At 72.4% G+C, this 25,785-nt stretch carries 20 protein-coding genes; 7 read left to right on the top strand and 13 right to left on the bottom strand.

Translation table 11 applies throughout. From position 1 onward, the window contains the following. Nucleotides 1-118 precede the first annotated feature (118 nt). Both ABU113_RS08360 and wecB read left to right on the top strand, forming a co-directional pair. Entirely contained in the window at nucleotides 119-1,441 is a 1,323-nt protein-coding gene (locus tag ABU113_RS08360; RefSeq protein WP_454559050.1) for a putative O-glycosylation ligase, exosortase A system-associated, read from the top strand. A 49-nt stretch (nucleotides 1,442-1,490) separates the two neighbouring features. Continuing rightward, nucleotides 1,491-2,591: a non-hydrolyzing UDP-N-acetylglucosamine 2-epimerase gene (gene wecB / locus ABU113_RS08355; protein ID WP_454559049.1), complete on the top strand. Its 1,101-nt coding sequence runs from the start codon at nucleotides 1,491-1,493 to the stop codon at nucleotides 2,589-2,591. 132 nt (nucleotides 2,592-2,723) lie between these two features. Here the strand turns inward: wecB and ABU113_RS08350 are convergent, their stop codons facing one another. From ABU113_RS08350 to ABU113_RS08335, 4 genes are read right to left on the bottom strand one after another with little or no spacing between them, the layout of a single operon-like run. Further along, complete coding sequence (locus tag ABU113_RS08350; RefSeq protein ID WP_454559048.1) at nucleotides 2,724-3,935, bottom strand: CCA tRNA nucleotidyltransferase; 1,212 nt, start codon at nucleotides 3,933-3,935, stop codon at nucleotides 2,724-2,726. Beyond that, nucleotides 3,932-4,201, bottom strand: coding sequence for a hypothetical protein (locus tag ABU113_RS08345; RefSeq protein ID WP_454559047.1), 270 nt, complete (start codon nucleotides 4,199-4,201; stop codon nucleotides 3,932-3,934). The genes ABU113_RS08350 and ABU113_RS08345 overlap by 4 nt, the downstream gene beginning before the upstream one ends. Further along, nucleotides 4,198-4,845, bottom strand: coding sequence for a CoA pyrophosphatase (locus ABU113_RS08340; RefSeq protein ID WP_454559046.1), 648 nt, complete (start codon nucleotides 4,843-4,845; stop codon nucleotides 4,198-4,200). Before ABU113_RS08340 ends, ABU113_RS08345 begins: the two co-directional genes overlap by 4 nt. Then, nucleotides 4,839-5,453, bottom strand: a complete 615-nt coding sequence (locus tag ABU113_RS08335; protein WP_454559045.1) for a DUF1285 domain-containing protein — start codon at nucleotides 5,451-5,453, stop codon at nucleotides 4,839-4,841. The genes ABU113_RS08340 and ABU113_RS08335 overlap by 7 nt, the downstream gene beginning before the upstream one ends. Before the next feature lie 48 nt (nucleotides 5,454-5,501). Here ABU113_RS08335 and ABU113_RS08330 point away from each other — a divergent pair, with 48 nt between their 5' ends. Genes ABU113_RS08330 through ABU113_RS08315 form a run of 4 tightly spaced genes read left to right on the top strand, consistent with a single transcriptional unit; the run spans nucleotide 5,502 to nucleotide 12,053 of the window. After that, complete coding sequence (locus tag ABU113_RS08330) at nucleotides 5,502-6,497, top strand: AAA family ATPase (protein ID WP_454559044.1); 996 nt, start codon at nucleotides 5,502-5,504, stop codon at nucleotides 6,495-6,497. After that, nucleotides 6,494-7,357, top strand: coding sequence for a DUF58 domain-containing protein (locus tag ABU113_RS08325; RefSeq protein WP_454559043.1), 864 nt, complete (start codon nucleotides 6,494-6,496; stop codon nucleotides 7,355-7,357). Before ABU113_RS08330 ends, ABU113_RS08325 begins: the two co-directional genes overlap by 4 nt. Continuing rightward, nucleotides 7,354-10,047 (top strand): DUF4159 domain-containing protein, encoded by a 2,694-nt coding sequence (locus ABU113_RS08320; RefSeq protein WP_454559042.1) that lies wholly within the window; start codon nucleotides 7,354-7,356, stop codon nucleotides 10,045-10,047. The genes ABU113_RS08325 and ABU113_RS08320 overlap by 4 nt, the downstream gene beginning before the upstream one ends. Continuing rightward, complete coding sequence (locus tag ABU113_RS08315) at nucleotides 10,044-12,053, top strand: hypothetical protein (protein WP_454559041.1); 2,010 nt, start codon at nucleotides 10,044-10,046, stop codon at nucleotides 12,051-12,053. Before ABU113_RS08320 ends, ABU113_RS08315 begins: the two co-directional genes overlap by 4 nt. On the opposite strand, the gene ABU113_RS08310 is transcribed toward ABU113_RS08315, so the two are convergent. Then, nucleotides 11,958-12,563, bottom strand: a complete 606-nt coding sequence (locus ABU113_RS08310) for a GNAT family N-acetyltransferase (RefSeq protein WP_454559040.1) — start codon at nucleotides 12,561-12,563, stop codon at nucleotides 11,958-11,960. The two genes, ABU113_RS08315 and ABU113_RS08310, sit on opposite strands and share 96 nt — an antisense overlap. 215 nt (nucleotides 12,564-12,778) lie before the next feature. Next, nucleotides 12,779-13,405: a class I SAM-dependent methyltransferase gene (locus ABU113_RS08305; protein WP_454559039.1), complete on the bottom strand. Its 627-nt coding sequence runs from the start codon at nucleotides 13,403-13,405 to the stop codon at nucleotides 12,779-12,781. 114 nt (nucleotides 13,406-13,519) lie between these two features. Between ABU113_RS08305 and ABU113_RS08300 the strand changes: the two genes are divergently transcribed. Further along, complete coding sequence (locus ABU113_RS08300) at nucleotides 13,520-14,152, top strand: glutathione S-transferase family protein (protein ID WP_454559038.1); 633 nt, start codon at nucleotides 13,520-13,522, stop codon at nucleotides 14,150-14,152. A gap of 107 nt (nucleotides 14,153-14,259) precedes the next feature. Here ABU113_RS08300 and trxA read toward each other — a convergent pair whose 3' ends face one another. From trxA to ABU113_RS08265, 7 genes are all read right to left on the bottom strand, one after another. Continuing rightward, nucleotides 14,260-14,583: a thioredoxin gene (gene trxA, locus ABU113_RS08295; protein WP_454559037.1), complete on the bottom strand. Its 324-nt coding sequence runs from the start codon at nucleotides 14,581-14,583 to the stop codon at nucleotides 14,260-14,262. Between the two features lie 115 nt (nucleotides 14,584-14,698). Beyond that, the gene (gene addA / locus ABU113_RS08290) at nucleotides 14,699-18,136 is read right to left on the bottom strand and encodes a double-strand break repair helicase AddA (RefSeq protein ID WP_454559036.1); all 3,438 of its coding nucleotides are present in this window, start codon (nucleotides 18,134-18,136) and stop codon (nucleotides 14,699-14,701) included. Then, entirely contained in the window at nucleotides 18,129-21,071 is a 2,943-nt protein-coding gene (gene addB, locus ABU113_RS08285; RefSeq protein WP_454559035.1) for a double-strand break repair protein AddB, read from the bottom strand. Before addB ends, addA begins: the two co-directional genes overlap by 8 nt. Then, entirely contained in the window at nucleotides 21,064-21,774 is a 711-nt protein-coding gene (locus tag ABU113_RS08280) for a nucleotidyltransferase family protein (RefSeq protein WP_454559085.1), read from the bottom strand. The genes addB and ABU113_RS08280 overlap by 8 nt, the downstream gene beginning before the upstream one ends. Nucleotides 21,775-21,833: 59 nt before the next feature. Then, nucleotides 21,834-22,856, bottom strand: coding sequence for an aminoglycoside phosphotransferase family protein (locus tag ABU113_RS08275; RefSeq protein ID WP_454559034.1), 1,023 nt, complete (start codon nucleotides 22,854-22,856; stop codon nucleotides 21,834-21,836). A gap of 7 nt (nucleotides 22,857-22,863) precedes the next feature. After that, the gene (gene tsaE, locus ABU113_RS08270) at nucleotides 22,864-23,337 is read right to left on the bottom strand and encodes a tRNA (adenosine(37)-N6)-threonylcarbamoyltransferase complex ATPase subunit type 1 TsaE (RefSeq protein ID WP_454559033.1); all 474 of its coding nucleotides are present in this window, start codon (nucleotides 23,335-23,337) and stop codon (nucleotides 22,864-22,866) included. Beyond that, a complete protein-coding gene (locus tag ABU113_RS08265; protein WP_454559032.1) occupies nucleotides 23,334-25,766 on the bottom strand; it encodes an ATP-binding protein in 2,433 nt (810 codons plus the stop codon). Before ABU113_RS08265 ends, tsaE begins: the two co-directional genes overlap by 4 nt. Nucleotides 25,767-25,785 lie beyond the last annotated feature (19 nt).

The raw sequence follows: 25,785 nt of genomic DNA, 5'->3' as shown, positions 1-25,785 counted from the left end.
GATTCAAGCGGGAGTGACGAAGGTCCGACGTGGCGGCGTGGTTGACGAGGGGTTCGGCATCAAGGCGTCCGGGGGCGGTAGTGCTCGCTGAACGGTCGCCGGGTCGAGGGGAACGCGGTTGAGCAGTCTTTTCGTTCTGCTGGTGGTGCTGGGCGTCCTGCCCCTGATCCTGATGCGTCCCCTGGTCGGCGTGCTTGCCTGGGCCTGGCTGTCGTACATGACGCCGCACAAGCTGGTCTATGGCTTCGCCACGACCATGCCGTTCCTTGATCTGGTTGCCATCTGCACCGCCATCGCGCTCATCCTCAATCGCGACCGCAAGCAGGCACCCATCCATGCGTTGCTGGTGCCGCTGGCCATCTATGTGGTGTGGTTCTCGCTCACCACCGCCCTGTCCCAGAGTTTCGAACTTTCGATCGAGAAATATACCAACAGCCTGAAGGCGGTGCTGCTGGCGCTGCTGGTGCCCGTGGTCACCTATTCGCGTTTCCGCATGACCGCCGTGGTGCTGTCGATCGCCGGCTCGCTCGGTTATTTCGGCCTGAAGGGCGGGTTGTTCACGCTGGCGACCGGCGGCCAGTTCCAGGTGCTGGGCGCGCCGGGCACGTTTCTGGGGGACCGCAACGACCTCGCGCTGGCGCTCGCCATGACCATTCCGTTGTGGCGGTTCGTGCAACTGCACCCGGTGCGCATGGGCTTTATCAGCCCGAAACTGATGTCGCTGTTCGCCGTCTTCATGATGGTGATGACGGCGGTCGCGGTGGTGGGTTCGCAATCGCGCGGCGGCTTCCTGACGCTGGGGGCGCTCAGCCTGTGGCTGATCCTGCTGTCGCGCCGGCGCATTCTGCTGCTGGTCACGGTGGGCGCGCTGGGCGCCGCCATTCTCAACTTCATGCCGGACACCTGGCACAGCCGCATGGAGACCATCGAGAGCTACGACCAGGATGCCTCGGCCCGCAGCCGCATGCAGATGTGGCGGTACGGCATCGAACTTGCCGACGACTATCCGCTCGGGATCGGGTTCCGCGCCTACCGCATGCGCAACGTGGCGGCGGACTATCTGCCGGAAGGCATCAAGATGCGCGCTTCCCACTCGATCTACTTCGAGGTGCTGGGCGAGCATGGCTACATCGGGCTGTTCCTCTACCTGTTCATGAACGCCGCCACCTATTTCACCTGTTCCGAGGTCAAGCGGCAGGCGAGGCAGTTGCGGATGACCTGGGCCTATGACCTGGCGACCATGGTGCAGATCATGCTGGTCAGCTTCGCCGTCGGCGGGGCACTGCTGGAGGTCGCCAGCTTTGATCTTGCCTACCAGCTGATCGGTATCGCCATGGCCCTGCATCTCATCGTGCGGCAACGGCTGGCCGGTCAGCCCGCCACCGCCGCGCCGCCGGCCTTGCCTGATCTGAAGTCGCCCGTGGCGACGCCGACAGCGTGAACCCGACAACCGTCCGACCGACCAAGACACCGCAGTCCAAGAGGAAGCCATGACCGCCATCGTGCACCTGATCGCCGCCGCGCGCCCGAACTTCATGAAGGTGGCGCCGCTTTATCACGCGCTGGCCGCGTCCGGCGATTTCACGCCGAAGATCGTCCACACCGGCCAGCATTACGACGCCAACATGTCGGATGCGTTCTTCGTCGACCTCAACCTGCCGGAACCGCACTTCCATCTCGGCGTCGGCAGCGGCAGCCATGCCGAGCAGACCGGCAACGTGATGATCGCCTACGAGAAGATCGCCCAGGCCGAGCGGCCGGACTGGCTTGTCGTGGTCGGCGATGTCAACTCGACCGCCGCCTGCGCCATGGTCGGCGCCAAGCTGTGGATTCCGGTGGTGCATCTGGAGGCCGGCCTGCGCAGTTTCGACCGCCACATGCCGGAAGAGATCAACCGCCTGGTCACCGACGTGCTGGCCGATGTGCTGTGGACGCCGTCGCCCGACGGCGATGAAAACCTCGCCCGCGAGGGCATCCCGGCCGAGCGCGTCACCCGCATCGGCAACATCATGCTGGATTCCTACGAGCTGCTGCGCGATCGCATCGAGGCCGAGAACGCCCCGGCCCGCTATGGCCTGGCGCCCAAGGGCTACGGTATCGTCACCCTGCACCGGCCATCGAATGTCGATCAGCCGGAGACGCTGACGCCGCTGGTGGAAAAGCTCGAAGCCGTCGCCGCCATGGTGCCGCTGATCTTCCCGGTGCATCCGCGCACCCGCCAGAAGCTCAACGCGTTCGGTCTGTTCGAGCGGCTGGAGAAGGCCGGCGTGCAGCTCGTGGAGCCGATCAGCTACCGGCCGTTCATGAGCCTGGTCAGCAATGCGGCGCTGGTGGTCACCGATTCCGGCGGTGTGCAGGAAGAGACCACCTACCTCGACATTCCGTGCCTGACGCTGCGGGAAAATACCGAGCGCCCGGTGACGGTGAGCGAGGGCACCAACCGGCTGATCAAGCCCGAGGGGCTGATCGAGGCGGTGCGGACGGTGCTCGACGGTCGTTGGCCGTCCGGTCGCCGCCCGGAATTCTGGGATGGCAAGGCCGCCCAGCGCTGCCTAGACGATCTGCGGCGTCGCGCGGCAGCGCGCGGCTAAACAGGGCGCGGCAGCGCGCGGCTAAACAGGGCGCGGCAGCGCGCGGATAAGCACGTCGCGGCAGCGCGCGGCTAAACAGGGCCGGGGGAGCGGGCTGGTGCCGCAGGTGCAAAAGCCAGGTAAAAACCGCGGCTAACCCGCCACGCTGTCGCGCGCCAGCGCCAGCAGTGCGTCCCGATCGGCGGGGAAGCCGGCGGCGATCCAGCGATCCTCGACCGCGCGCAAGGTGGCGGCGACGGCCGGGCCATGCGGCACGCCCAGCGCCATGATGTCCCGCCCGCCGATTGGCAGCCGGGGCGGCGTCCAGTCGCGGGCCTCGGCGCGCAGCGGCGCGACCGTCTCGGCGTCCGGCGCCGACAGCAGCGCGCGATCCAGCACCGTCTCGCCGCCCAGCCGGTAGAGCCGGGCGCGGATGTCGGCGAGGTCGGCCGGCAGCTGCGGCCAGCGTTCCGCCATGGCCACCAGCCGCTTGCGCTCGGCGTTGGACAGGCGCAGCCGGCGGGCGATGTCGTCGAGCAGGTCGGCGTCGGCCGGCAGCAGCGCCGCCAGTCGCCGCAGATCGCAGACGTCGCCCAGCGTGCGCTCGATGCCGACCAGACGGGCGAACGCGTCGAGGTGGTCGACGGTGATCTCCGGCAGCACGGGGGTGAAAATCCCTCCGGTCGTCATCAGGCGCACCGTCGCCACCGGGTCCTCGGCGGCGAGCAGTTTCAGCAGTTCGTCGCGGATGCGCTCACGCGACAGCGCCATCAGGTCGCGGGCGCGGGCGACGCAGGCGGCCAGCCCGTCGGGGTCGGGCGAATCGTGGCCGAAGCGCGCATGGAAGCGGAAGAAGCGCAGGATGCGCAGATGGTCCTCGGCGATGCGAGTATAGGGGTCGCCGATGAAGCGCACCCGGTGCGCGGCGAGGTCGGCCAGCCCGTCGAAATAGTCGTACACCGTGCCGGTCAGCGGGTCGGCGGACAGCGCGTTGATGGTGAAATCGCGCCGGGCGGCGTCCTCCCGCCAGTCGTCGGTGTAGGCGATGGTCGCCCGTCGCCCGTCGGTGGCGACATCGCGGCGCAGCGTGGTGATTTCATAGGGGTGATGGTCGGCCACCGCCGTCACCGTGCCATGCTCGATGCCGGTGGGGATCGCCTTGACGCCGGCCGCCTGCAGCCGGGTCATCACTGCCTCGGGCGGGAAGGTGGTGGCGAAGTCGACATCGGCGCCGGCACGGCCGAGCAGGCCGTCGCGCACGGCGCCGCCGACGACGCGGATCTGGCCGTGGTCGGCTTCCAGGGCTGCAAGGATGCGCTGGACGCCCGGGCTGTCCTGCCAGGGTTGGGGCGGCAGGCAGGTCATCGGGCGTCGGGTCCCTGTTCGAAATTGCCGGGCACGATGCGGCCGTTTTCTTCCCGCGGCGGCACATAATGGGCTGAAGGCGCGGCGGCGTCCGGCAGGGTCAGCGCCAGGCCGAGCCCGAGGATCGCCGCCAGGCCGATGCCGGTGAACAGCAGCAGCCAGCCGGCTTCGCGCTCGGCCTCGGGGTCGCGGCGACGCCAGGCGAGGAAGCCCCACAGCAGCGCGAACGGCGCTAGGAACAGCGCCAGCCGGAACAGCCAGATCACCGTCCGCCCCCCAGCAGGGCGAGCGCGCGGGCGAAATTGACGATGATGCCGGCGGTAACGCCCCAGATGCGGCGCTCGCCGTGATGGATGACGTAGAAGGCGTGCTCGCGGCCCTGCCACTGGCCGATGTGGCGCTCGTGGTTGCGCGGGTCGAGCACATGGCCGAGCGGCACCTCGAACACGTCAGCCACCTCGCCGGCGTGCGGCGTGAGGGTGAAGCCGGGTTCGACGACGCCGACCACCGGCGTGATGCGATAGCCCGAGTTGGTGCGGTAATCCGCCAGCGGCCCGGCGACGTCGATGCGCTCGGCGCCCAGACCGATTTCCTCCCGCGTCTCGCGCAGGGCGGCGGCGATGGCGGACTCGTCGTCATGGTCGACCCGGCCGCCGGGAAAGGCGATCTGGCCGGCGTGCTTGCGCAGCGTGTCCACCCGCCGGGTCAGCAGCAGGGTCGGCTCGCGGTGGTCGACGATGGGCAGCAGCACCGCCGCCGGCGTCAGCGCCGGCGATTCCGGCGGCTGGCTGGGGCCGCTCGGCGGGTCGTCGCCAGCCTCGTGCGGACCCAGCGCGCGCAGGTGCGGCACCGCCTGGCGGATCAGCGCGACATCAAGGCCCGCCGGCGGCAGGGGGGCGGCCCTCAGCATGGCGCGTCCCCGGTCAGGGTCATGAATACGCCCTCGCTCCACAGGCCGAGTGGCGTGCCCACGTCGTCTGTTTCCGCCAGCGCCAGCGCCGCCAGTTCATAGAATACCGGCCGGTTGACCAGCGCCTCCAGCCCGCGCCGGACGTGCAGATAGGGACGCGGTTCCCCGGTGACGGGGTCGACCACCACCCGCAGCCGGTTGTCCGGTCCGGCGATCACGTGCTCGTCGGTGTTGAGGCGGAAGGCCAGCCGGCGGTCGCGGCCGGCGCCGTCGCTGACGACTTCCACCGCGACGAACGGCGCGTCATCGACGCGGATGCCGACTTTCTCGACCGGCGTCACCAGAAAGAAGTCGTCGCCGTCGCGGCGCAGCACGGAGGAGAACAGCTTGACCATCGCCGGCCGGCCGATCGGCGTGCCCATGTACCACCAGCTGCCGTCGCGGGCGATGCGCATGTCGATGTCGCCGCAGAACGGCGGGTTCCAGCGCTCCACCGGCGGCAGCCGGCGGTCGGCCAGTAGGCGCGCGATATCGGCCAGCGAGTGGCCTGCCCCGGTGGCGGGTCCATCTGGCGTCGAAAGTGCGGGCGTGGGCTTGTGGTCTGACATGTTCAAGGGTCTTATATAGGCATTCTTGTCGTGCTTGGAACCGCGTGCATGCTCAATCGCTTCGCTGACGATGGCCACCCGCCGGTCACGCCCGACCGGCTGGCCGCCCTTGCCGACCGGGTCGGCGTGGCGCGGGGCGCCATTGAGGCCCATGTCATCGGTCAGCGCGCCGTCGTCGATCTGGCGCTCATCACCCTGCTGGCCGGCGGTCATGCCCTGCTGGTGGGCCTGCCGGGGCTGGCCAAGACCCGGCTGGTCAAGACGCTGGGGGCGGTGATGGGGCTGGATACCCGACGGGTGCAGTTCACGCCCGACCTGATGCCCTCCGACATTCTCGGCGCGGAAGTGCTGGAGACCGCCGCCGACGGCAGCCGCAGCTTCCGCTTCCTGCCCGGCCCGGTGTTCGGTCAGCTGCTGATGGCCGACGAGATCAACCGCGCCAGCCCGCGCACCCAGTCGGCGCTGCTGGAGGCGATGCAGGAGCATCAGGTGACGGTGGCCGGCCACCGTCACCATCTGCCGGTGCCCTACCATGTGCTGGCGACCCAGAACCCGATCGAGCAGGAAGGCACCTATCCGCTGCCGGAGGCCCAGCTCGACCGCTTCCTGTTCGAAATCCGCATCGGCTACCCGTCGCTGGCGGCCGAGCGCGAGATCCTGCTGGCGACCACCGGTGGTGACGATCCGCTGCCGGCGGCGGTGCTGGGGCCGGACGATCTGGTGGAGGCCCAGCGGCTGGTGCGCCAGCTGCCGGCGCCGGAAGGGGTGGTGGCGGCGATCCTGCGGGTGGTGCGCGCCACCAGGCCCGATGCCGGCGCCACCGATCTGGCCTGGGGCGCCGGGCCGCGCGCGGCGCAGGCGCTGCTGCTGGGGGCGCGGGCGCGCGCCTTTCTCGAAGGCCGCACGGTGCCGCTGATCGAGGACGTGGCGGCGCTGCTGACCCCGGCGCTCGCCCACCGCATGGCGCTGAGCTACACCGCGCGCGCCGACGGGCTGGGCATTGACGATGTCATCGCGCGGGTGGCGCCGCTGCTGGAGGCATGAGCACGCCGGCTGATCCGGGCCGCCAGCACCGGCTGTGGGCGCGGGCGGAGGCCGCCGCCGCCGTGCTCGGGCCGCTGGCGCTGCCGCGCCCCCAGGGCCGTCGGCGTGGCGGGCAGGAGGGCATCCATCGCAGCCGGGTCGCCGGCGAGGGGCGGGATTTCTGGCAGTTCCGGCCGCTGGAACCCGGCGAATCGCGCGAGCAGGTGGATTGGCGGCGCTCCGCCCGTTCCGACGCACTCTACGTGCGCACCCATGAACGCGAGCAGCCGGCGCGGCTGCTGCTGTGGGTCGATCCGTCGCCGTCGATGGCCTATGCCTCGGCGCCCGGCCTGCCGACCAAGGCCGATCATGCCCGGCTGCTTGCCGGTGCCCTGTGCGCGGCGGTCGCCCGGGCCGGCGAACGGGTGGCGGCGCTGGGGGAGGCTCGGGCGGCATCCCCGCGTCTGGTGTTCGAGCACCTGTCCGGTGTCGCGGTGCCCGACCTGCGACGGGTGCCGCTGGCGGCGGGTGACCGGCTGCTGCTGGCCAGCGACTTTCTCGATCCCGCCGTCACCGACGCGGTGGCGGCGCTGGCGGTACGCGGCGCGCCCGGCCTGTTGCTGCAGGTCGCCGATCCGGCGGAGATCAGCTTTCCCTTCACCGGCCGGGTGGCGCTGCACGACCTCGACCCCACCGCTACCGAGCGGGTGGTGGACGCCGGCCCCGAGGCGCGCGCCCGCTACCTCGCCGTCTGGCAGGCGCATCTCGACCGGGTGGCGGCGGCGGCGCGGGCGGTCGGCTGGCAGTGGCGGCTGGAGGCCACCGACCGGCCGTTGTCGAGGGCGCTGGCTGATGCCGCGCGGGCGCTGGTGGGGCCATGACCGGTCTGGGTCCGCTCGCTCTCACCACGCCGACGGTGCTGCTGGGCGCGCTGGTGCTGCCGCTGCTGTGGTGGCTGATCCGCCGGCTGCCGCCACCGCTGCGCCGGCTGCCGTTTCCGGCGATACGGCTGCTGGGGGCGGTCGAGACACCGCCGCCGCCAACGGCGCGGCCACCATGGTGGCTGCTGGCACTGCGGCTGGGCGCGCTGACGGCGCTGCTGCTGGCGCTGGCCGGCCCGGTGTGGGCGCCGCGGTCGGCGACCCCGCCGCCGCAGCGGCTGCTGCTGGTGCTCGACAACGACTGGACCTCGGCGGGCCGGTGGGCGGATGTCCGCGCCGCCGCCGCGCGCCGGCTGGCGGCGCTCGATCCCGCGACCGCCCGGGTGGCGCTGGTCACCACCACGCCGCCACCGGGCGGCTGGGCGGGCGGCGCCCCACCGGCGCCGCGCTGGGTCAGTGTGGAGACCGCGCGTCAGGTGCTGGCGGCGGTGCAGGCCTATGCGTGGCGGGCGGATCGGGCCGGCGTCGCCGCCCGGCTGGCCGGCCTGTCGCCACGGGCCGATGCCGCGTTGTGGCTGTCGACCGGCTGGGCCGCCGCTGACGATGCCGCGCTGGGCCGGGCGCTGGCGGCGCATGGGCCGGCCCGGCTGGTGAATGCCGAGGACACCCCGGTCGTCGTGCGGCAGTTCGATGGCGTGGCGGGCGGCTGGCAGGTGCAGCTCGTCCGTCCGGCGGGTCTGCCGGCCCGCACCGAGCGCCTGCTCGCGATCGATGCCGGCGGGCGGGTGCGCGCCGACGTGCCGGTGGTGTTCGGCCCGCGGGAGATCACGGCCACGGTGCGCGTCCAGGTCCCTGTTGCCGAGCTGGGGCGGATCACCCGGCTGGTGGTCGAGGGCCAGCCGTCCGCCGCGGCGGTGGCGCTGCTCGATGCCGGCGTGCTGCGGCCACGGGTGGTGCTGCTGTCGGGCGAGCGGGCGGGGGCGGCGAGTCCGTTGCGGTCGGCGGCCTTCTACGTCCGGCGGGCGCTGGAGCCCCATGCCGATGTCCAGTCGGCGCCGGCGGCCGAGGCGGCAACGGTGGCGGCCAATCTCAAGCTGCTGGTCGATCTGCCGATTGCCGATGTCGCGCAGGCGCGGGCAATGCTGGCGTGGGTGCGGGCGGGCGGTGTCGCCCTCACCATCGCCGGGCCGCGCGTCGCCGAGAATGGCACCCGGCTGGCGCCGGCGCCACTCGTCACCGGCATCCGCACCGTCGGCACCCGGCTGTCGTGGGACGCGCCGCAACCGCTGGGCGGGTTCGCCGCCGACGGGCCGCTGGCCGGGCTGGCGGTTGATCCGGCGGTGGTGGTGCGCCGGCAGGTGCTGGCGGACCCGTCGGCGCCCGGTGTCGAACGCTGGGCCTGGCTGAAGGACGGCACGCCACTGGTGACGGCGCGGCGCGCGGGGGCGGGGCTGCTGGTGATGCTGCACACCGATGCCGATCCCGCCTGGTCCAACCTGCCGCTGGGTGGACTGTTCGAGCCGATGCTGCGGCGCCTGCTGCCACTCGCCGCCGGGGTGGCGCAGCGGCGCGATGTCACCGCCGAACCGCTGGTGCTGGAAGCCGCGCTCGACGGCGAGGGCGTGCTGGCCGATCCGCTCCAGCCGGCCCTGATCGCGCCCGGGCGCTGGCCGGCGGCGGCGGCGACGGCGCTCACCCCGCCGGGCCTCTACCGCGCCGGCGGGGACGTGCGCGCGCTCAACCTCGCCCGGGTGGCGGGGCCCGTCGGGCCGGCCTACCGCTTCCAGTCGCGCGCCGACGTTACGGGGCTGCCGGTCGACATGGCGTTGACGGGAGCGATCCGCACCCCGCTGGCGCCCTGGCTGCTGGGGCTGGCGCTGCTGCTGGTGGTCGCCGACGGCCTGTGGTCGACGGCGCGGCTGCTGGCCTGGCCCCGGCCGTGGCCGGGTCGTGCCCTGCCCTGGCGGCGCGCGGCGGGCGGGGGCCTGATGGTACTGGTGCTGCTGGTGCTGCTGATGCCGGCGCCGACGCGGGCCCAGTCGGCGGCGGTCGATCCCGACGCGGTGGCGCTGGCGGTGGTCGCGTCCGGCAACCCGGCGGCCGACGACCGGGCGCGCGCCGGGCTGGCGGCGCTGGCGCAGGTGCTGGCCACGCGCACGGCGGTGCGCCCGGCGCCGGTGCGGGTGGTCGATCCGGCGACCGCGGATCTTGGCCGTCACGCGCTGCTCTACTGGCCGGCCGCCGCGCCGCTGTCGCCGGTCGGGGCGCGACGATTGTCGGCCTATCTTGCCAGTGGTGGTCTGGTGGTGGTGGATTTCGGCGCCGACGTGACACCGGCGGCGGCGACGCGGCTGCTGGGGCCGCTGGCCCTGCCCCGGCTGGAGCCGTTGACAGACGAGCATGTGCTCGCGCGCGCCTTCTATCTGCTGGATCGGTTTTCCGGCCGGCGTGAGTCCGGCGCGGTGTGGGTCGAGGCCGGCACCGCCGGACGCGAGGGCGGGGTGGCCGGCGTTGTGTTGGGCGGCGGCGGCTGGGCCGATGCCTGGGCCGGCGATGATGACGCCCGACGCCGCGAACTGGCGCTGCGTTTCGGCATCAACCTGGTGATGTATGCGCTCACCGGCACCTACAAGGCGGACCAGGCCCATGTGAAGGCGCTGCTGGATCGCCTGCCGGAGCGGCAGCGATGAGCGGCGCGCTTGTGTTCCAGCCCCTGCTGCCCTGGCCGGTGCTGTTGCCGGCGCTGGTGCTGCTGCTGGCGCCGGTGGCGCTGGCGGCGCTGGCCCGGCGCTGGCGGATGGCGGCGGCACGGCTGCTGGTGGCGGCGACACTGGCACTGGTGCTGTTGCAGCCGGCGCGGCGCATTGAAGAGCGCCAGCCGCAGGCCGACATCGCCGTTGCCGTGCTCGATACTTCGGGCTCGATGGCGGTCGATGGCCGGGGGGCGCAGGCGCGCGCCGCGCTCGCCGCCTTGCGGGCGGGCAGTCCGCCGGGGCTGCGATGGCGGGTGGTCGAGGCCGGCGACAAGACCCGTCTTGGCGAGGCGCTGACGCGGGCCATCGGTCAGGCGCCGGCGGAGCGGCTGGCCGGTGCCGTGGTGGTGTCGGATGGCATTGTCACGCTGGACGCGCCGCCGGCGCTGCCGCCCGGACGCCCGCTGCATGTGCTGCTGGCCGGCGATCCGGCGATGATCGACCGCCGGCTGAGCGTGGTGGCGGCGGCGCCCTATGCCGTGGTGGGGGGGCGTGCCGGTGTCGTACTCAGCGCCGAGGGCGTGCCGGCCGGCACGGCGGTCGACTGGAGTATCGATGGTCAGACGCAGCCGCCGGCGACGGTGGGTGGCGATGGCCGGGTGAGGCTGGCGGTGCCGGTGGCACGGCGTGGCCCCATCGCCATCGCGGCCGGGGTGCAGCCGGCGGCGCGTGAGCCGGTGATCGCCAACAACGCCGTGCTGACCCACGTCAACGGGGTGCGCGAACGGCTGTCGGTGCTGCTGATTTCCGGCGCGCCAAGTCTCTCGACCCGGTCGTGGCGTGATATCCTTACCGCCGACGCGGCGCTGGAGACCGTGCATTTCACCATCCTGCGGCTGCCGACCTCGTTCGACCCGACGCCCACGCACGAGTTGTCGCTGATTCCGTTTCCGGTCGAGCAGCTGTTCGAGCAGCGGCTGGGCCGGTTCGATCTCATCGTCATGGATCGTTTCGACCAGCTCGACCTGCTGGCGCCGCAGTATTTCACCGCCATTGCCGACTATGTCCGCAAGGGCGGCGCGCTGCTGGTGGTGCCGGGGCGCGACTTCACCCGGCCGACCGGCCTCTTCAACACCGCCCTCGGGCCGATGCTGCCGGCGCGGCCCACGGCCGACTGGTCGGGCGCGCTGACGCGACCGTCACTGACCGCGGTTGGCGCCCGCCATCCGGTTACCGCCACGCTGCCGGCGGCCTGGGGCGGGCGACGCGACTGGGGGCGGTGGTCGGGCCACCTGCCGGCCCGCGCGATACGCGGCGACACCGTGCTGGCCACCGGCGACGGCGCGCCACTGCTGGTGCTCGACCGGCAGGCGCGCGGCCGTCTCGGGCTGCTGCTGTCGTCGGATGTCTGGGCCTGGGGGCGCGGCGTCGAGGGCGGTGGCCCGCGCGACGTGCTGCTTGGCCGGCTGGTCCACTGGCTGATGCAGGAGCCCGATCTGGAGGAGGAAAGTCTCGCGGTGGCGGCTGGCACCGATCGCCTGATGGTGACCGCCCGGGCGCTCGCCAGCGCCGCGCCGCTGCGGGTGACGACGCCGGCGGGCCGCACGTCGACCCTGCCGCTGACGCCCGACGCGCAGGGCGTCGCCCGCCTCGGCGTGACGGCGCCCGCGCCGGGGCTCTACCGGGTCGAGCGGGGCGACTTGCGCCGGTTCGCGCTGGTGGGGGCGGATGCCGAGCGCCAGGAGGTCCGCCCGCGCACCCGGCCGCTGGCCGGGCTGGCGCGCGCCAGCGGCGGCGGCACCTTCTGGCTCAAGGACGGCGTGCCGGCGGTCCGCCGCACCGCGCGCGGCGACCGGCAGGCCGGCGGCGGCTGGCTCGGGCTGGTCGGCAATAACAGCGGCGCGTTGCTAGGCGTGCGCGAGGCGCCCGTCGTGCCCGCCCTGCTGCTGTGGGCCCTGGTGGCTGCCAGCCTCGGCCTCGCCTGGGTGAGCGAGCGGCGCTGAGGTCGCGGCCGCCGGCTTGCTGATGGCCGCCGCCGCTGGCAGCGCCAGCGTGTCGTCGAGCAGTCGGGCCATCACCCGCCGCTGCTCCACCGGGCCGGGCATCCGCCAGCCGCCGGTCGGCGCATTGGTGAAGCCGAAGCGCTCGTAATATTCCGGGTCGCCGACCAGCAGCACCAGCTTGTGGCCGAGCGTGCGGGCGCGTTCCAGCCCGTGGTGGATCAGCAGGCCGCCGATGCCGCGACCGCGACAGGATTCGGCGACCGCGATCGGCCCCAGCAGCAGCGCCGGTGTGGCCGCGCCGTCGGCCTCGGCGACCAGCGCGATCGGCCAGAACTCGATGGAGGCGCAAAGCTGCGCGCCGTCATGCACGGTGAAGCACAGGGCCTCCACCGGCCGCGAGCCCTCGCGCAGGCGGTAGGCGGATTTCTGCTGCCGGTCGGGGCCGAACGCCGTGTCCAGCAACTGTTCGATCTGGGGACGGTCGACGACCGTCGTCTGGGCAATGTGCATCTAGGGGGTGTCCTCGTGAAACCGGGCGGATGGCGCGGGCGTGCGGCGAAGGCGTGGGCAGGCGCGCGGGATGCGCGCGTCCGGTCGCCCACTAGGGTCGTCGCAGGGCCAACGTCGTGCCGGTTGAACGAGTCATCGTCGGGGGTCTTCCTCGATGGAAACCACGGATCAAGCGCGCGCCGATAGCACGCACCCGCCCCCGCCACCAGTGAAATCTACGCGCGCTTCACCGCCACGCAGCGGCTGACCGGAAACAGCGTCGGAAACATCGGGAAATCGGGCTGGATGTCGTGGGTGCCCAGCTCGACGTGCAGGCCGGCGTCTTGGGCGATGGCCAGCGGATCGCGGTTGAGATTGCAGCCGCAGGCGAACGCCCGCTGCAACGGATTGAGGCGTTCCTGCCAGCGGCGATGGCGGGGGTGCCGGCTCGCCACATGCTCGACGAAATGCAGCCGCCCGTCCGTCTTGAGCACGCGCTTGGCCTCCTTGATCACCTGTGCGGGATCGCTGACCGAGCACAGCGTGAACACCAGCACCACGGCGTCGAATCGCTCGTCGTCGAACGGCAGGCGTTCACCGGCGCCCGGTACCAGCTCGACCGGGAATGGCGCCTCGGCGATGCGGGCCCGGGCGCGCGCGGTCATGCCCTCGCTGGGCTCCAGCGCCGTCAGGCGGGTGATGTCGCCGGTGTAGAAGGCCAGCGAGCGGCCGGAGCCGAAGCCGATCTCCAGCACGTCGCCGGCCACGTCGGCCAGCGCGGCGCGGGTCAGTCGCGCCATCGGTGGCGCGTCCATCATCTTGTCGCACATCCAGGGAAAAATACGTTCCTCGTAGAAGCCCATCGGCTTTCTCCCCAAAATCTACCTCTCCTCAGGACTGAAAAGCATGTATATACAGTTTTTATGCGGGAGTCAGGACAAAAGCGCCTGCGCGTGACCATGAAAGGGGAGAGCAGCATGAAATTCTATGACATGAAGATGGCGCCCAACCCGCGCCGGGTGCGGATGTTCCTGGCCGAAAAGGGCATCAGCGTGGAGTCGGTGCAGGTCGACATCCTGGCCGGCGAGAACCAGACGCCGGCCTATCTGGCGAAAAATCCGCGCGGCCTGGTGCCGATGCTGGAGCTGGACGACGGCACGGTGCTCGACGAGTCGGTGGCCATCTGCCGCTATTTCGAGGAACTGCACCCCGAGCCCAACCTGATGGGCCGCACGCCGCTGGAAAAGGCGCAGATCGAGAGCTGGCAGCGGCGCGTCGAGTTCGACGGCGTGGGCGCCATCGCCTCGATTTTCCGCAATGTCGCGCCGCAGTTCGCCGGTCATGCCGTGCCCGGCGTCACCGAGACGACGGAACAGATTCCCGCGCTCGCCGAGCGTGGCGCGCTGCTCATCGCGCTGTTCTGGCGTGATCTCGACGCCCGGCTGGGCACCAGCGCCTATGTTGCCGGCGACCGCTTCACTATCGCCGACATCACCGCGTTTATCTGCATTGAATTCGCCAAATGGGTGAAATCAACCCCGGGGCCGGAATTCGCCAACATTGCCCGCTGGTATGCCGAGGTGTCGGCCCGCCCCAGCGCCAAGGCTTGAGGGGCGTCAAGGCTTGAGGGGCGCCAACGCGTAACGGGTGCGGCGCGTCACAACAAAAAAGGCGGCGCGCGGGCGCCGCCTTTTTTCGATGCGCCGGGGGTCGTCGCTCAGGCGAGCGAGCCGACCAGCCAGTCCTTCAGCGCCGACTTGGGCGCCGCGCCGACCTTGGTGGCGTAGGGCTTGCCGTCGCGGAACAGGATCATCGTCGGGATGCCACGGATGCCATAACGGGTCGGCGCTTCCGGGTTCTCGTCGGTGTTCAGCTTGGCGATGGTCACCTGTTCGGCGAGCTCGCTCGACAGCTCCTCCAGAATCGGGCCGACCTGGCGGCACGGGCCGCACCATTCGGCCCAGAAATCGACCAGCACCGGCTTGCCGGCATTGAGCACGTCCGCCTCGAAAGAGGCGTCGGTCACCTTGATGGAGGCCATGGATAATCTCCTGATACAAGAAGCTGCGGATTTGCTGCGAACGTAAGAAGGCGTTCTGGCGGGGTCAAGCGCGCGCAAGGCCGCACGCAGCGTCGCCGGGCGGGAAACGACCGGTTCAGACGGCGAACGGCAGCGCGCCGGTCAGCAGATCGTCGGGCAGCGGCATCAGCCGGGGCGCGGCCGTCCACAGCAGCGCCGCCTCGATGCGCCGGTCGGGGAACATGCGGGCCAGCGCCGCGCGGTAGGCGGCCATCTGGCGCAGATAGGCGATCGGCGTCGCCGCCGCGTCCTCGGGGATGCGCGCGCCGGTCTTGATGTCCACCACCAGCACCCGGTCCGCCTCCACCAGCAGCCGGTCGACCTGACCGGCCACCACCACCTCGCCGAACACCGCCGACAGTGGCACTTCCGCCAGCGCCTGCGGGCCGAACAGCGCCGCCAACAGCGGGTCGGCGAGCACGCCCGTCACGGTGGTGACGATGTCGGCCAGGGCGGCCGGCTCCAGCTCCGGCGCCTGGCGGGCAAGCCACTGCTCGGCCAGCGTCGCCCGGGCGGCCGGGGCGGCGACGGGCAGCCGCTCCAGCAGCCGGTGGATCAGGCTGCCGCGGCGGGCGGCGCGCTGGTCGCGGCCCATCGGCGAGGCCGCCGGCGGTTCCGGCTCGTCGCCCAGCCGGCTGGGCGCCAGCGGCCGGGGCGGTCGCGGCTCGGCCGGCGCCGGCGTCACCGCCCAGGCCGGCAACACGGCCGGCAGCGGGGCAACGGTGTCCGCGTGCGGCTTGTCGCGGCTGATGACGTCGCCGGTGACGACGAACCGGCGGGCGCTGCCCCACAGCGGGTCTTCGCCGGCCTCGACGCCGAGCCGGTCGAAGGCGGCGTCGATGCTGTCGTACCAGCAGGGGATGCGGGTCTGGCGCTTCTTGCGCGGTTTCCAGCCGCCAACGTACAGCCGGTCCTCGGCGCGGGTCAGCGCCACATAGAGCAGGCGGGCGTGCTCCTGGGCGGTCCGCTGTTCGGCGCGCGCCAGGGCCTCGGCCACCGGGCCGGCCGCCTGGTCCCTGCCGCCGTACCAGACCGGCACCGTGGCGCCGTCGCCGGTCTCCAGCAGCACCATGCCGTCGCGGTCCTCGGGCACCGCGAAGGTGTCGGCGACGATGACGACCGGCGCCTGCAGTCCCTTGGCGCCATGAACGGTCATCACCCGCACCTCATCGCGGGCGACCTCGGGGTCGCGCTTGACCTCGACGTCGCCGCGCTCGATCCAGTCGAGGAAGCCCTGCAGCGACGGCGCATGCTCCCGCTCGAACTGCAACGCCTGTTCCAGCAGGATGTCGATGGGATCGGCCGCCTGCGGGCCGAAGCGCGCCAGCGCGCGGGCACGACCGCCGGCCTCGCTCAGCGCGGCTTCAAGGAATTCATAGGGCGCGGCCCAGTCCGCCAGCGCCAGCAGACGCCCCAGACGGGCGTGGGCCTCGGCGCATCCGGGGTCGGCCTCGGCGCGGTCGCACAGGCGTGCCCACAGCGACTGACGCTCGCGGCCATACGCCAGCGTGAACAGTGCCGTCTCGTCCCAGCCGATGAACGGCGACTTCAGCACCTGGGCGCAGACGAGATCGTCCTCGGGCAGCAGCGCGAAGCGGACGAGGTCGAGCAGATCCTGCACCACCAGCGGGTCGGCGAGCGCCATGCGGTCGACACCGGCCACCGGCACGCCGCGATGGGCCAGTTCGGCCACCAGCGCGGTGACGAACTCGTTGCGCCGGCGCACCAGCACCAGGATGTCGCCGGCCCGCATCGCCCGGTCGCGCGCCTCCAGCCGCTCGCCCGCGCGCAGCCAGTGGTCGATCTGCGCCGCCAGTCGTTCGGCGAAGCGGCGCTCGGCCGGCGGTTCCCAATCCATCGTTTCCGCCGGCGACTCGTCGTCCTCGGCGTCGTCAGCAGTCGAGCCCTCGATCGGCGCCCACAGCACGGCGGCGCCGGTCTGGCCGGCCCGCGCCGCGACGTGCGGGTTGAGGCCGTCGCCCAGCCCCAGCGCCTCGGCGCCCAGGCCTTCCAGCACGGCGTCGACCAGCCGCAGCACGGCGTCGGTGGAGCGGAACGAGCGGTCGAGCGGCACCGTGTCGAGCGCCTCGCCGATGTCCGCCAGTGCCGTGGCGTAGCGTTGCTCGGCGGCGACGAACGTCGCCGGATCGGTGCCCTGGAAGCCGAAGATCGCCTGCTTGACGTCGCCGACCGCGAACACGGAGCGGCGTTTGTCCTCCCGCGCGCCGAGGCCGGCGAAGAACTCCTCGGTGATGGCACCGACGATCGCCCACTGGTCGGCGTTGGTGTCCTGCGCTTCGTCGACCAGCACATGATCGATGCCCAGATCGAGCTTGTAGCGCACCCAGGCAGCACCGGTGTCGCGCAGCAATCGGGCGGCGCCGGCGATGAGATCGTCGAAGCTGAGCGCGCCCACCCGTTCCTTGTAGGCGGTCATGGCGGTGGCCAGCGCCAGCCCCAGCCGCAGGTGGCGGCCGGCGTGCTCGACGATGGCGAAGCGTTTCTGCCCGTCCAGCAGCCCCAACGCCGTATTGGCGGCCACCGTGGCGATGGCCAGTGCGTCCGGCGCGGCGGCCAGTGCGCCCTTGCTCGCCATCTTGCTGTCGGCGAACGGCGTGCCGTCTGCCTTGAGGAAGAGGCCGCAGAATTCCTCGAACGCCGCCGCGCGACCCGGCACGTCGCGCGCCAGCCACGCCGTCAGCCGCGCCGCCTTGTCCTGGTCGGTCTTGGCGCCCTGTGCCCAGGCGCGCGCCAGCCGGTCGAGGCCGGGGCGATCCAGCGCGCCATCACCGAGCCCGCTCGCCAGCCAGTCCTGTGGTCCGCCGTCGAGCGGCAGATCGAACAGCCGGCGCAGCCGTGGTTCAATGCTGCTGGCGCCGCCGCTGCCGGCGAAGGCGATGATGCGCGGCCCCTGGCGCACCAGGTTCGCCACCAGCGGCAGGAAGCGTTGCGGACCGCCGCCGATGCTGAGCTGGGTGATGTCGTCGAGCAGGCCCTGGCGGCCGTGCGACAGCGCGTGGGCGACCTCGGCATTGACGGTCTGGTCGATGGCCTGGGCGGCGGTGCGCTCATCCAGCGTGGTGAAGCCGGGCGACACGCCGGCCTCCAGCGGGAAACTCGCCAGCAGCGACTGCGCCAGCGCGTGCAGCGTCTGGATGCGCAGGCCGCCCTCGGTGTCGAGCGTGCGGGCAAACAGCGTGCGCGCCAGCTCCAACCGCTGGCGGGTGGCGGTCTCGCCAAGGCTTTCCAGCTCGTGGGTCAGCGTGGCGTCGTCGGCGCGGGCCCACGCGCCCAACCGGCGGAACAGCCGGTCGGCCATCTCGGCGGCGGCGGCCTTGGTGAAGGTGATGCACAGCACCGCCTCCGGCCGGCTGCCGGCCAGCAACAGCCGCAGCACCCGGGCGGTGAGCACCTGGGTCTTGCCGGAGCCGGCCGAGGCCGACACCCAGGCCGAGCGGTCCGGCGCGGCGGCACGCGCCTGCTCGGGCGTCAGGGCGGGGCGACGCTCAGTCATGGCCGGTCCCGTCGCCCCGGTTGTCGGCGCGGCCGAACCACTCGGCGACGCGGGCCAGCCGGTCATAGTCGGCGCCCTTGGCGTAGGCCGGGTGGGCCTTGGAACGGAACGGCGCCCGGCCCAGCAGCAGCCGGGTGATCACCCTGGCGTCCAGCTCGGCCAGGGTGCGGGCGATCCAGGCGTCGACGGTGGTCCACGGCTTGTTCTTGTACAGCAGCGCGTCCTTGTCCTCGCCGGGCTGCTTGCCGCCGGAGAGCTTCCAGTAGCGCAGCTCGCCCACCGGCGCGGCCTTGAAGCCTTTGAAGCCGCCGCGCTCGGCGATGGCGGCCAGCAACGGCAGCTGCGGTGCATAGCCGGCCTGACGCTGGGTGTGGCTGGGCGGCGCGCCGGTCTTGTAGTCGACGATGGCGAGCCGGCCGTCGGTGCCGCGGTCGATGCGGTCGGCGCGGCCGGTGAGGGTGATGTCGCCCAGCATGATCGCGCCGCTGACCTCGGTATCGGCCACCGCCCAATCGGGCGCGCGTTCGGCGATGCGCCCCACCACCCAGTCGGCGATGAGCAGGATGCGCGGCCGTTGCAGCAGCAGCGGCAGCGGCTGGCGGATGTGCGCTTCGAGCTGGCCCAGCAGGTGCGTGCGCAATGCCTCGACGCTGTGGTCGCCGCCCTTCCACCACTGGTCGAGGCCATCATGGACCAGGGTGCCGAACGCCGACGGGTCGGGGTCGGTGGCCAGCGGGTCGAGCCGGCGCAGCCCCAGCATCCGCCGGGCGTAGAAGGCATAGGGGTCGGTGAGCAGCTTCTCGACCTCGGTGACCGAGAGCTGGCGCGGCCGGAGCGCCGGATCGGGCGCCGGCGCCGGGGGTTCGGCGGCGCGGATCACGGCCGGCGCGTCGAGCGCGCGGGCGACCGCCAGCAGATCGCTGGCCGGGGGCAGGGCGCCGCCGCTGGCGGTCTCCAGCCGCAGCAGCAGGCGCGACGGCACGGTGGGCGCGGTGCCGTCCTTGCGGGCGCGGGTGAGCAGCACCCGGCGGGCGCCCAGGGCCTGGGCGAAGTCGTGCGCCGACTGGCCGATGCGCCGCTCCGGCGTCGGCAGACCGAGCTGACGGCGGATCGCCGGCGCCAGCCACGGGTCGGGCGCCGGTGTCGCCGGCCAGGTGCCCTCGTTGAGACCGCCGAGAATCATCAGGTCCGCCCGTTGCAGGCGGGCCTCGATGGTGCCCCATACCGCCAGGCGGGGGTGGGAGCCCGCCGACTGGCGCACCACCACGTCGTCAAGCCAGGCGTGGAACAGGGCGGGGTAATCGGCCGGCGTCAGCGGGCCGATCAACGCCCCCAGCCGCACCAGTTCCGCTAGCCGGGCCGACAGCGCGCGGCCGGCCTCGCCCGCCCACAAGGCGTCGGCGCCGGCCAGGGTCTCGGCGGCGGCGATGTGGGTGGCGAGCAGCGCGGCGCCGTCGGCCGTGTCCGCCGCGACCAGTGCCAGCAGCGGCGCCAGCGCGTCTGCCAGTGGCTGCCACCAGTCCGCCAGCTCGGGGGCGTGCTGGCGGATCGCCGCGCCAATGCCGGCGATGCCCGGCGCGGCGCGGGCACCTCGCAGGGCGCGGGCGTCCAGCCGGCGGGTGGCGGCGAGGTGGGCCGCCCGCCCGTCGCCGGCCGCCATGAGGGGATGTTTCAGCAGCGCCAGCAGCGCCACCGGCGCCAGATCCTCGATCACCGCCTGTGCCAGCAGACGCATGAAGGCCGCCGGCGGCGTGTTGGCCAGCGGCATGCCGGCGGAATCGTCGATGGCCAGCCCGAAGCGCTTGAGGTGGCCGGCGACCCGGCGGGCGAGCGTGCGGTCCGGCGTTACCAGCGCCGCCGTGGCCTCGGGGTCGTCGAGCGCCTGGCGCAGCGCGAGCGCGATCGCCAGGGCTTCCTCGGCCGGATTGGCGGCTTCCAGCACCGCGAGGTCGTCGAGCGCGGCGGGCGCCACCGTGGCGCGCTGCCAGCGCGCCGTCTGGCTGGGTGGCAGCATCGCCAACCGGATCAGCGCGTCGCGCGGGCCGCCGCCGGTGCGGCCGGTCGCCGGCTCGTCGGCGGGCCAGGGCAGCACTTCGTGGCGGCCGACGTCGAGGGTGTCGAGCAGCAGCTTGAGGCCGTGCTGCGGGTGGCGCGGGTCGATGGCCGCCCAGGCGTCGTCGTCGAGGTCGGCGTCGAGGCCGGGCAGCACGACGCAGCCCTCGGGCAGGCGGGCGACCACCTTCAGCAACTCGGCGGTGGCGGGGATGGAGCCGGTCGAGCCGGCGGCGATGATCGGCGTGGCCGGCGGCGCGTCGCGCCAGCGGCGGGCGAGCCGGTCGAGCAGCCGGTTGCGGCGCTCGGCGGCGTCGATCAGCCCGCGTTCGGCGAGATGGCGCGGCCAGGCGTCGAGCACGATGGCGAGAAAATCCAGCGTCTGGCGCCAGTGCTCGGCATGGACCTCGGGCGTCGCCTCGCGCAAGGCGGCCGGCGGCACCCGCTCGATGATGAGCTGGTCAAGGGTGTGGGCCAGCGCCACCGCCAGCCGGTGGGCTTCCGCCGCCGGGGCGCCGGCACGGCCGCGCGCGGCCGCCCAAGCGCGGGTGAGCCTGGCCAGCTCCAGCAGCCGTTCCACCGGGCCGATGGCCGGCGGCAGGGCGTCGTCGGCATCCAGGCCATCAAGGAAGCTGCCCAGCGCCTCGTCCTCGTCGACGTCACCGATGGCGATCAGCCGCGGCATCAGGGTGGCGCGCGCGCCGGACTGGCGCACCAGCGCGTCCGTCATCGCCCGCACCGAGCGGCGGTTGGGCAGCAGCACCTGCATTCGCGCCAGCCGGGTGGGGTCGTGGTCGGCCATGGCGAACAGGCCGCGCGCCAGCGTGTCGACGAAGGCCGCGTCGGGCGCGATGGTGTAGACGCGGGGGTGCCGCTCAGCCATGCGCCATCAGCTCGGCGGTGCGGCCGATGGCCTCCGGCGTGCCGACGTGGAACCACTGGCCGGTGTGTACCACGCCGTACAGCCGGCCGCCGCCGATCGCCCTGTCGTACAGCCGGTTGAGCGAGAAGGGTTCCACCGCCACGCCGTCGAACAGCGACCGGCGGAGAATCTGCACGCCGCTGAACACGAACGGCGCCACCTTCGTTTCCGGCCGGCGGCTCAGCCGGCCCAGCCCGTCCATGCGGAAGTCGCCACGCCCGTCATAGCCTTCGGCGCGGGCCAGCGGCACCATCAGCAGCAGCCCGTCCATGGTGTCGGGCTGCCACAGGCGGGCCATGTGGCGCAGCGTGTCGAGCAGGCCGTCGACCCACAGATTGTCGGCGTTGATGACGTAGAAGTCCGGCGCGTCGAGCAGCGGCAGGGCTTTGGCGACGCCGCCGCCGGTCTCCAGCAGCCGGTCGCGCTCGTCGGAAATCAGGATGGTGTCGCCGTCGGCGCGGCCGCGCAGGTGATCCTCCACCTGGTCGGCGAGGTAATGGACATTGACGACGACGCGGCCGATGCCGGCGGCGCGCACATGGTCGAGCGCCCAGTCGAGCAGCGTCTTGCCGGCCACTCGCACCAGCGGCTTGGGGCAGGTGTCGGTAACGGGCCGCATCCGCGTGCCGAGCCCCGCCGCCAGCACCATCGCCGCCGGTGGCACCGCGGCCTCGATGGCCGGGCGGACCAGCCGGGGCGCGGTGGCGCGATGACCGCCGGCGCTCATGCCGGGTCGTTCCAGCGGGCGGCGCGCTGGGGCGCCGGCAGGTGGGTGTCGAACCATGCCTTCACCGGCGCCAGCGCCGGGTGGTGCAGGTTGCGTTCCAGCAGCGACCAGACGCGCGGCTGGTGGCGCAGATAGCCCGGCTTGCCGTCGCGCTGCCACAGCCGGACGAACACGCCGAGAATGCGGGCGGCGCGCTGGGCGCCCAGCACGGCATAGCTGGTGACGAAGGCATCGCGGTCGAGCGTCGGCCGGGCGGCGAGGTAGCGGTCCATCAGTTTCGCTTCGAACGCCGCCGGCACGTCGCGGCGGGGATCCTGGATCAGCGACACCAGGTCATAGGCCGCCGGCCCCCGCAGCGAATCCTGGAAGTCGAGCACGCCGACACGGCGCAGCCCCTCGCGCCCGGGCAGCCACATCAGGTTGGGCGAATGATAGTCGAACTGCACCAGCACCGGCTCGCCGGCCCGCGCCAGCGGCCATACCGCCGCCCAGGCCGCCCGGCAGGCGGCGGCGACATCCTCGGGCACGCCCGTGCCGGAGACGGTGGGCAGATACCACTCCAGCACCAGGTCGACCTCGCGTGTCATGCGCTCGTCGGTGAACACCGGCAGCCGGTGCTCGACATCAACGCCGGGCAGACGATCGGGCACCGGCGCGGCGTGGACGCGGGCCAGCACGTCGGTGGCGGCGGCGTACAGTTCGGCCTCGTCGAAGCCCTCGCTGATCGCCTGCGCGAACAGGCGGTCGCCGAGATCTTCCAGCAGCACCAGCCCGGCGTCCACATCGGCGCCGATGATGGCCGGCACGCTGAGGCCGAGGGTGGCGAGATGACGGCCGATGGCGACGAACGGCTCCACCGCTTCCTTGTCGGGCGGGGCGATCATCAGCACGGCGGACTCGTCGCCGCGGGTCAGGCGCACGTAGCGGCGGTGCGAGGCATCGCCGGCCAGCGGCACCATGGCGGCGCCGTGCCAGTCGTAGGCGGCGAGGAAGGAGGCAACGTTGGCGGGCAGCGGCATGGCGGGGTTACTCGGCAACAGGAAACAGGGAAGCAAGGCGTTTGTCCCAAGCGCCCGGCGCATCGACTGTCAAGCGCCGTCCGCCATCGACCGTCGGTGTCAGCGTCAGCCACAGCCGGTCCGGCGGCATGAGGTCGCCCAGCCGTTCCGGCCACTCGATCAGCAGGGCGGCGTCCCCGGCGGCCTCGTCGAGGCCGAGTTCCACCGCGTCCTCCGGCGTTTCCAGCCGGTAGAGGTCGACGTGCCAGACCGGCAGCCGCAGCGGCGGCGCGTCGTAGGTCTGCACGATGGTGAAGGTGGGGCTGGGGGCTTCCTCGTCGAGCCCCAGCGCCGCCAGCACGGCGCGCGCCAGCGTGGTCTTGCCGGCGCCCAGGTCGCCCGACAGCGCGATGACGTCGCCGGCCGCCAGCACGGGGGCCAGCGCGGCGCCGAAACGGCGCGCGGCCTCAAGGTCGGGCAGGGCGAGGCTGTGCCGGCTCATGCGGCGGGCGCCGGCGTCGCCACCGGAACATGGCGGGGCAGCCGCACCACCACCCGCGTGCCTTCGTTGACGCGGGAGTTGAGCGCGACGGTGCCGCCATGCAGGGTGACGAACTGGCGCACCAGCGACAGGCCGAGGCCGACGCCGGTGGCCGGGCCGGCGTTGCTGCCGCGCCGGAAACGGTCGAACACCGTGTCCTGCTCCTCGTCCAGGATGCCGACGCCGGTGTCGAGCACCTCGATCGCCACCTCCTGATCGTCGCCGGTGGCGATCACCGACACCGAGCCGCCCGGCGGCGTGAAGCGGATGGCGTTGGACAGCAGGTTGTAGAGCACCTGCTTCAGCCGGCGTTCATCGCCGTCGACGGTGCCGGCGTCCGGCTCCACCAGCGAGGTGAGGATCAGCGAACGGCCGCGCGCCTGCTCCTCCACCATGGCGATGACCGCGGTGACCATCGGCTCGATGCTGACGGTACCGATGTCGAGCTCCAGCGCGCCGGCCTCGGTGACGGCGAGGTCGAGAATGTCGTTGATCAGCACCAGCAGGCGGTTCGAGGAGGTAAGGATGCTCGCCACATACTCGCGCTGACGATCGGTGAGCGGGCCGAAATATTCCTGCTCCAGCATTTCCGCGAAGCCGATGATCGATGTCAGCGGCGTGCGCAGTTCGTACGACATGTTGGCGACGAACTGCGACTTGAGCTGGTCGGCGGCCTCAAGCGCCTCGTTGCGGTCGCGCAGTGCCTCCTCGATGTTGGTGGAGGCGGTGACGTCGAGGAAGGTGACCAGCGCGTTGCCGTCAGGCAGCGGCACGGCGGCGAAGTCGAACACCCGGTCGCCGCGCAGGCGCAGGCGGCCGGAGAGCGCCTGGCGGCCGTCGGTGGCCTGAAGCACGCCCTCGCGCAGCCGGCGGGCGTCGTCGAAATCCTCCAGCCGGGCCGCCGAGACGTCGGCGAAGGCGTCCACGTGCGGCTGTTCGTCGAGAAACTCCGGCGACAGCTTCCACAGCTCGGCGAAACGCTGGTTGTAGAGCTGCAGATGACCGGCGGAGCCGAACACCGCCACCGCTTCCGACAGGTGGTTGAGGGTAGCCTCCTGCACCTTGATCAGCGTGTTGCGCGAGCTTTCCAGCGTCAGCTGCTCGGTGCGGTCCTCGAACACCAGCAGCAAGCCGCCGAACGGGTGCGGCTGGGCGATGACGCGCAGCACCGTCTCGTCCGGCAGCACCCAGGTTTCCTCCTGGGCGACGAAGGCTTCGGTGAACCAGGCGAGATGGCGGCGCTTCCAGTCGGGGAAGTCGCGCTGCTCCGGCAAGCGGCGGGCCTGGCGCAGCTCCTCCAGCACCTCGGCCATGTCCGGATGGCCATTGAGCCAGGCGGTGTCGAGTCCGAACAGGGTGGCGAAGGCCTTGTTGTAGAAGGTCAGGCTGGTGTCGGCGGCGAAGATGACGACGCCCGAGGACAGCCGGTCGAGGGTGGCGTTCTGCGCCTGGGCGTAACGGTTGAGCTCCGCCCGCACATCCTCGGCCTCGGTGATGTCGAGCGCGAAGCCGCCGATGCCGGCGTCACCCAGCGGCACGTCGGTGATCTGCAGGGTCCGGCGCTTGCCGTCGATGATGACATGTTCCTCGCGGATCTGGCTGGCGCCGAGATCGCGGGCCCGCTGGGCAGCCTTGGCCGGCGCGGTGGACAACGCGTTGTTGACCAGTTCCATGCCGCGCACCACCGCCTCGGCGGCGCCATGGGCCTCCACCGCCTTGACGTAGGCGGTGTTGACGTGGCGCAGCTTGAGGTCGCCGTCGCGCCGCCAGATCGGGAAGGGCGCCGCTTCCAGCATCGCGGTGGCGGCTTCCAGGTCGTGCGCAAGCTGGTCGCGCTCGCGCTGGAGCTGGCCCAGCGCCTGCTCGCTGTCGGTGGCGTCGATGAACCAGACGACGACACCGGCCTCACCCGCCACTTCCGCCGGGGCCAGCCGGCCCTGGGCCAGCAGCAGGCGGTCGCCACGGGCATTGGCGACCAGGCGGGTGAAGGTGGTGCCCGACATCGCCAGCGCGTCGATGTCGAGTGCCAGCCGGTTGAAGTCATCCTGACGCAGGCCGCTGTCGTCCTGCTGGTTCAGCTCGTCGAGCCGGGTCACCTTGTGGTCGATGGCGAGCCAGGAGCGCAGCGCGTCGGAGCAGGTGACGCGGTCGCCGGCGCCGACGATCAGATAGCCGTTGGGGGTGGTGGCAAGCAGGCCGCGCAACCGCAGCCCCCAGTCCTCGGCCAGCCGGGCCCGGACCCGCGATCGGCCACCGCGGATGATCGCCCAGACCGCCACCGCCAGCCAGGCGGCGGCGACGATGCCGGCGACCGACAGCCGCCAGGGATCGGTCACGATCAAGTGGCTGACCGGCGCCGCCACGGCCGGCAGGCTTGTCAGCGCCGTCATCGCGACCAGGGGTAGAGAC

The sequence above is a fragment of the Parapedomonas caeni genome (assembly GCF_041060555.1).
In the GTDB taxonomy this organism is placed as follows: domain Bacteria; phylum Pseudomonadota; class Alphaproteobacteria; order Sphingomonadales; family Sphingomonadaceae; genus CAUJIW01.
This window is presented reverse-complemented; position numbering and strand designations above follow the sequence as displayed.

Excerpts from the sequence above, each read along its gene's own strand:
- wecB (WP_454559049.1), top strand. The coding sequence starts at position 1,491 with ATGACCGCCATCGTGCACCTGATCGCCGCCGCGCGCCCGAACTTCATG.
- ABU113_RS08350 (WP_454559048.1), bottom strand. The coding sequence starts at position 3,935 with ATGACCTGCCTGCCGCCCCAACCCTGGCAGGACAGCCCGGGCGTCCAG.
- ABU113_RS08340 (WP_454559046.1), bottom strand. The coding sequence starts at position 4,845 with ATGCTGAGGGCCGCCCCCCTGCCGCCGGCGGGCCTTGATGTCGCGCTG.
- ABU113_RS08335 (WP_454559045.1), bottom strand. The coding sequence starts at position 5,453 with ATGTCAGACCACAAGCCCACGCCCGCACTTTCGACGCCAGATGGACCC.
- ABU113_RS08330 (WP_454559044.1), top strand. The coding sequence starts at position 5,502 with ATGCTCAATCGCTTCGCTGACGATGGCCACCCGCCGGTCACGCCCGAC.
- ABU113_RS08325 (WP_454559043.1), top strand. The coding sequence starts at position 6,494 with ATGAGCACGCCGGCTGATCCGGGCCGCCAGCACCGGCTGTGGGCGCGG.
- ABU113_RS08320 (WP_454559042.1), top strand. The coding sequence starts at position 7,354 with ATGACCGGTCTGGGTCCGCTCGCTCTCACCACGCCGACGGTGCTGCTG.
- ABU113_RS08315 (WP_454559041.1), top strand. The coding sequence starts at position 10,044 with ATGAGCGGCGCGCTTGTGTTCCAGCCCCTGCTGCCCTGGCCGGTGCTG.
- ABU113_RS08310 (WP_454559040.1), bottom strand. The coding sequence starts at position 12,563 with ATGCACATTGCCCAGACGACGGTCGTCGACCGTCCCCAGATCGAACAG.
- ABU113_RS08305 (WP_454559039.1), bottom strand. The coding sequence starts at position 13,405 with ATGGGCTTCTACGAGGAACGTATTTTTCCCTGGATGTGCGACAAGATG.
- ABU113_RS08300 (WP_454559038.1), top strand. The coding sequence starts at position 13,520 with ATGAAATTCTATGACATGAAGATGGCGCCCAACCCGCGCCGGGTGCGG.
- trxA (WP_454559037.1), bottom strand. The coding sequence starts at position 14,583 with ATGGCCTCCATCAAGGTGACCGACGCCTCTTTCGAGGCGGACGTGCTC.
- addA (WP_454559036.1), bottom strand. The coding sequence starts at position 18,136 with ATGACTGAGCGTCGCCCCGCCCTGACGCCCGAGCAGGCGCGTGCCGCC.
- addB (WP_454559035.1), bottom strand. The coding sequence starts at position 21,071 with ATGGCTGAGCGGCACCCCCGCGTCTACACCATCGCGCCCGACGCGGCC.
- ABU113_RS08275 (WP_454559034.1), bottom strand. The coding sequence starts at position 22,856 with ATGCCGCTGCCCGCCAACGTTGCCTCCTTCCTCGCCGCCTACGACTGG.
- tsaE (WP_454559033.1), bottom strand. The coding sequence starts at position 23,337 with ATGAGCCGGCACAGCCTCGCCCTGCCCGACCTTGAGGCCGCGCGCCGT.
- ABU113_RS08265 (WP_454559032.1), bottom strand. The coding sequence starts at position 25,766 with ATGACGGCGCTGACAAGCCTGCCGGCCGTGGCGGCGCCGGTCAGCCAC.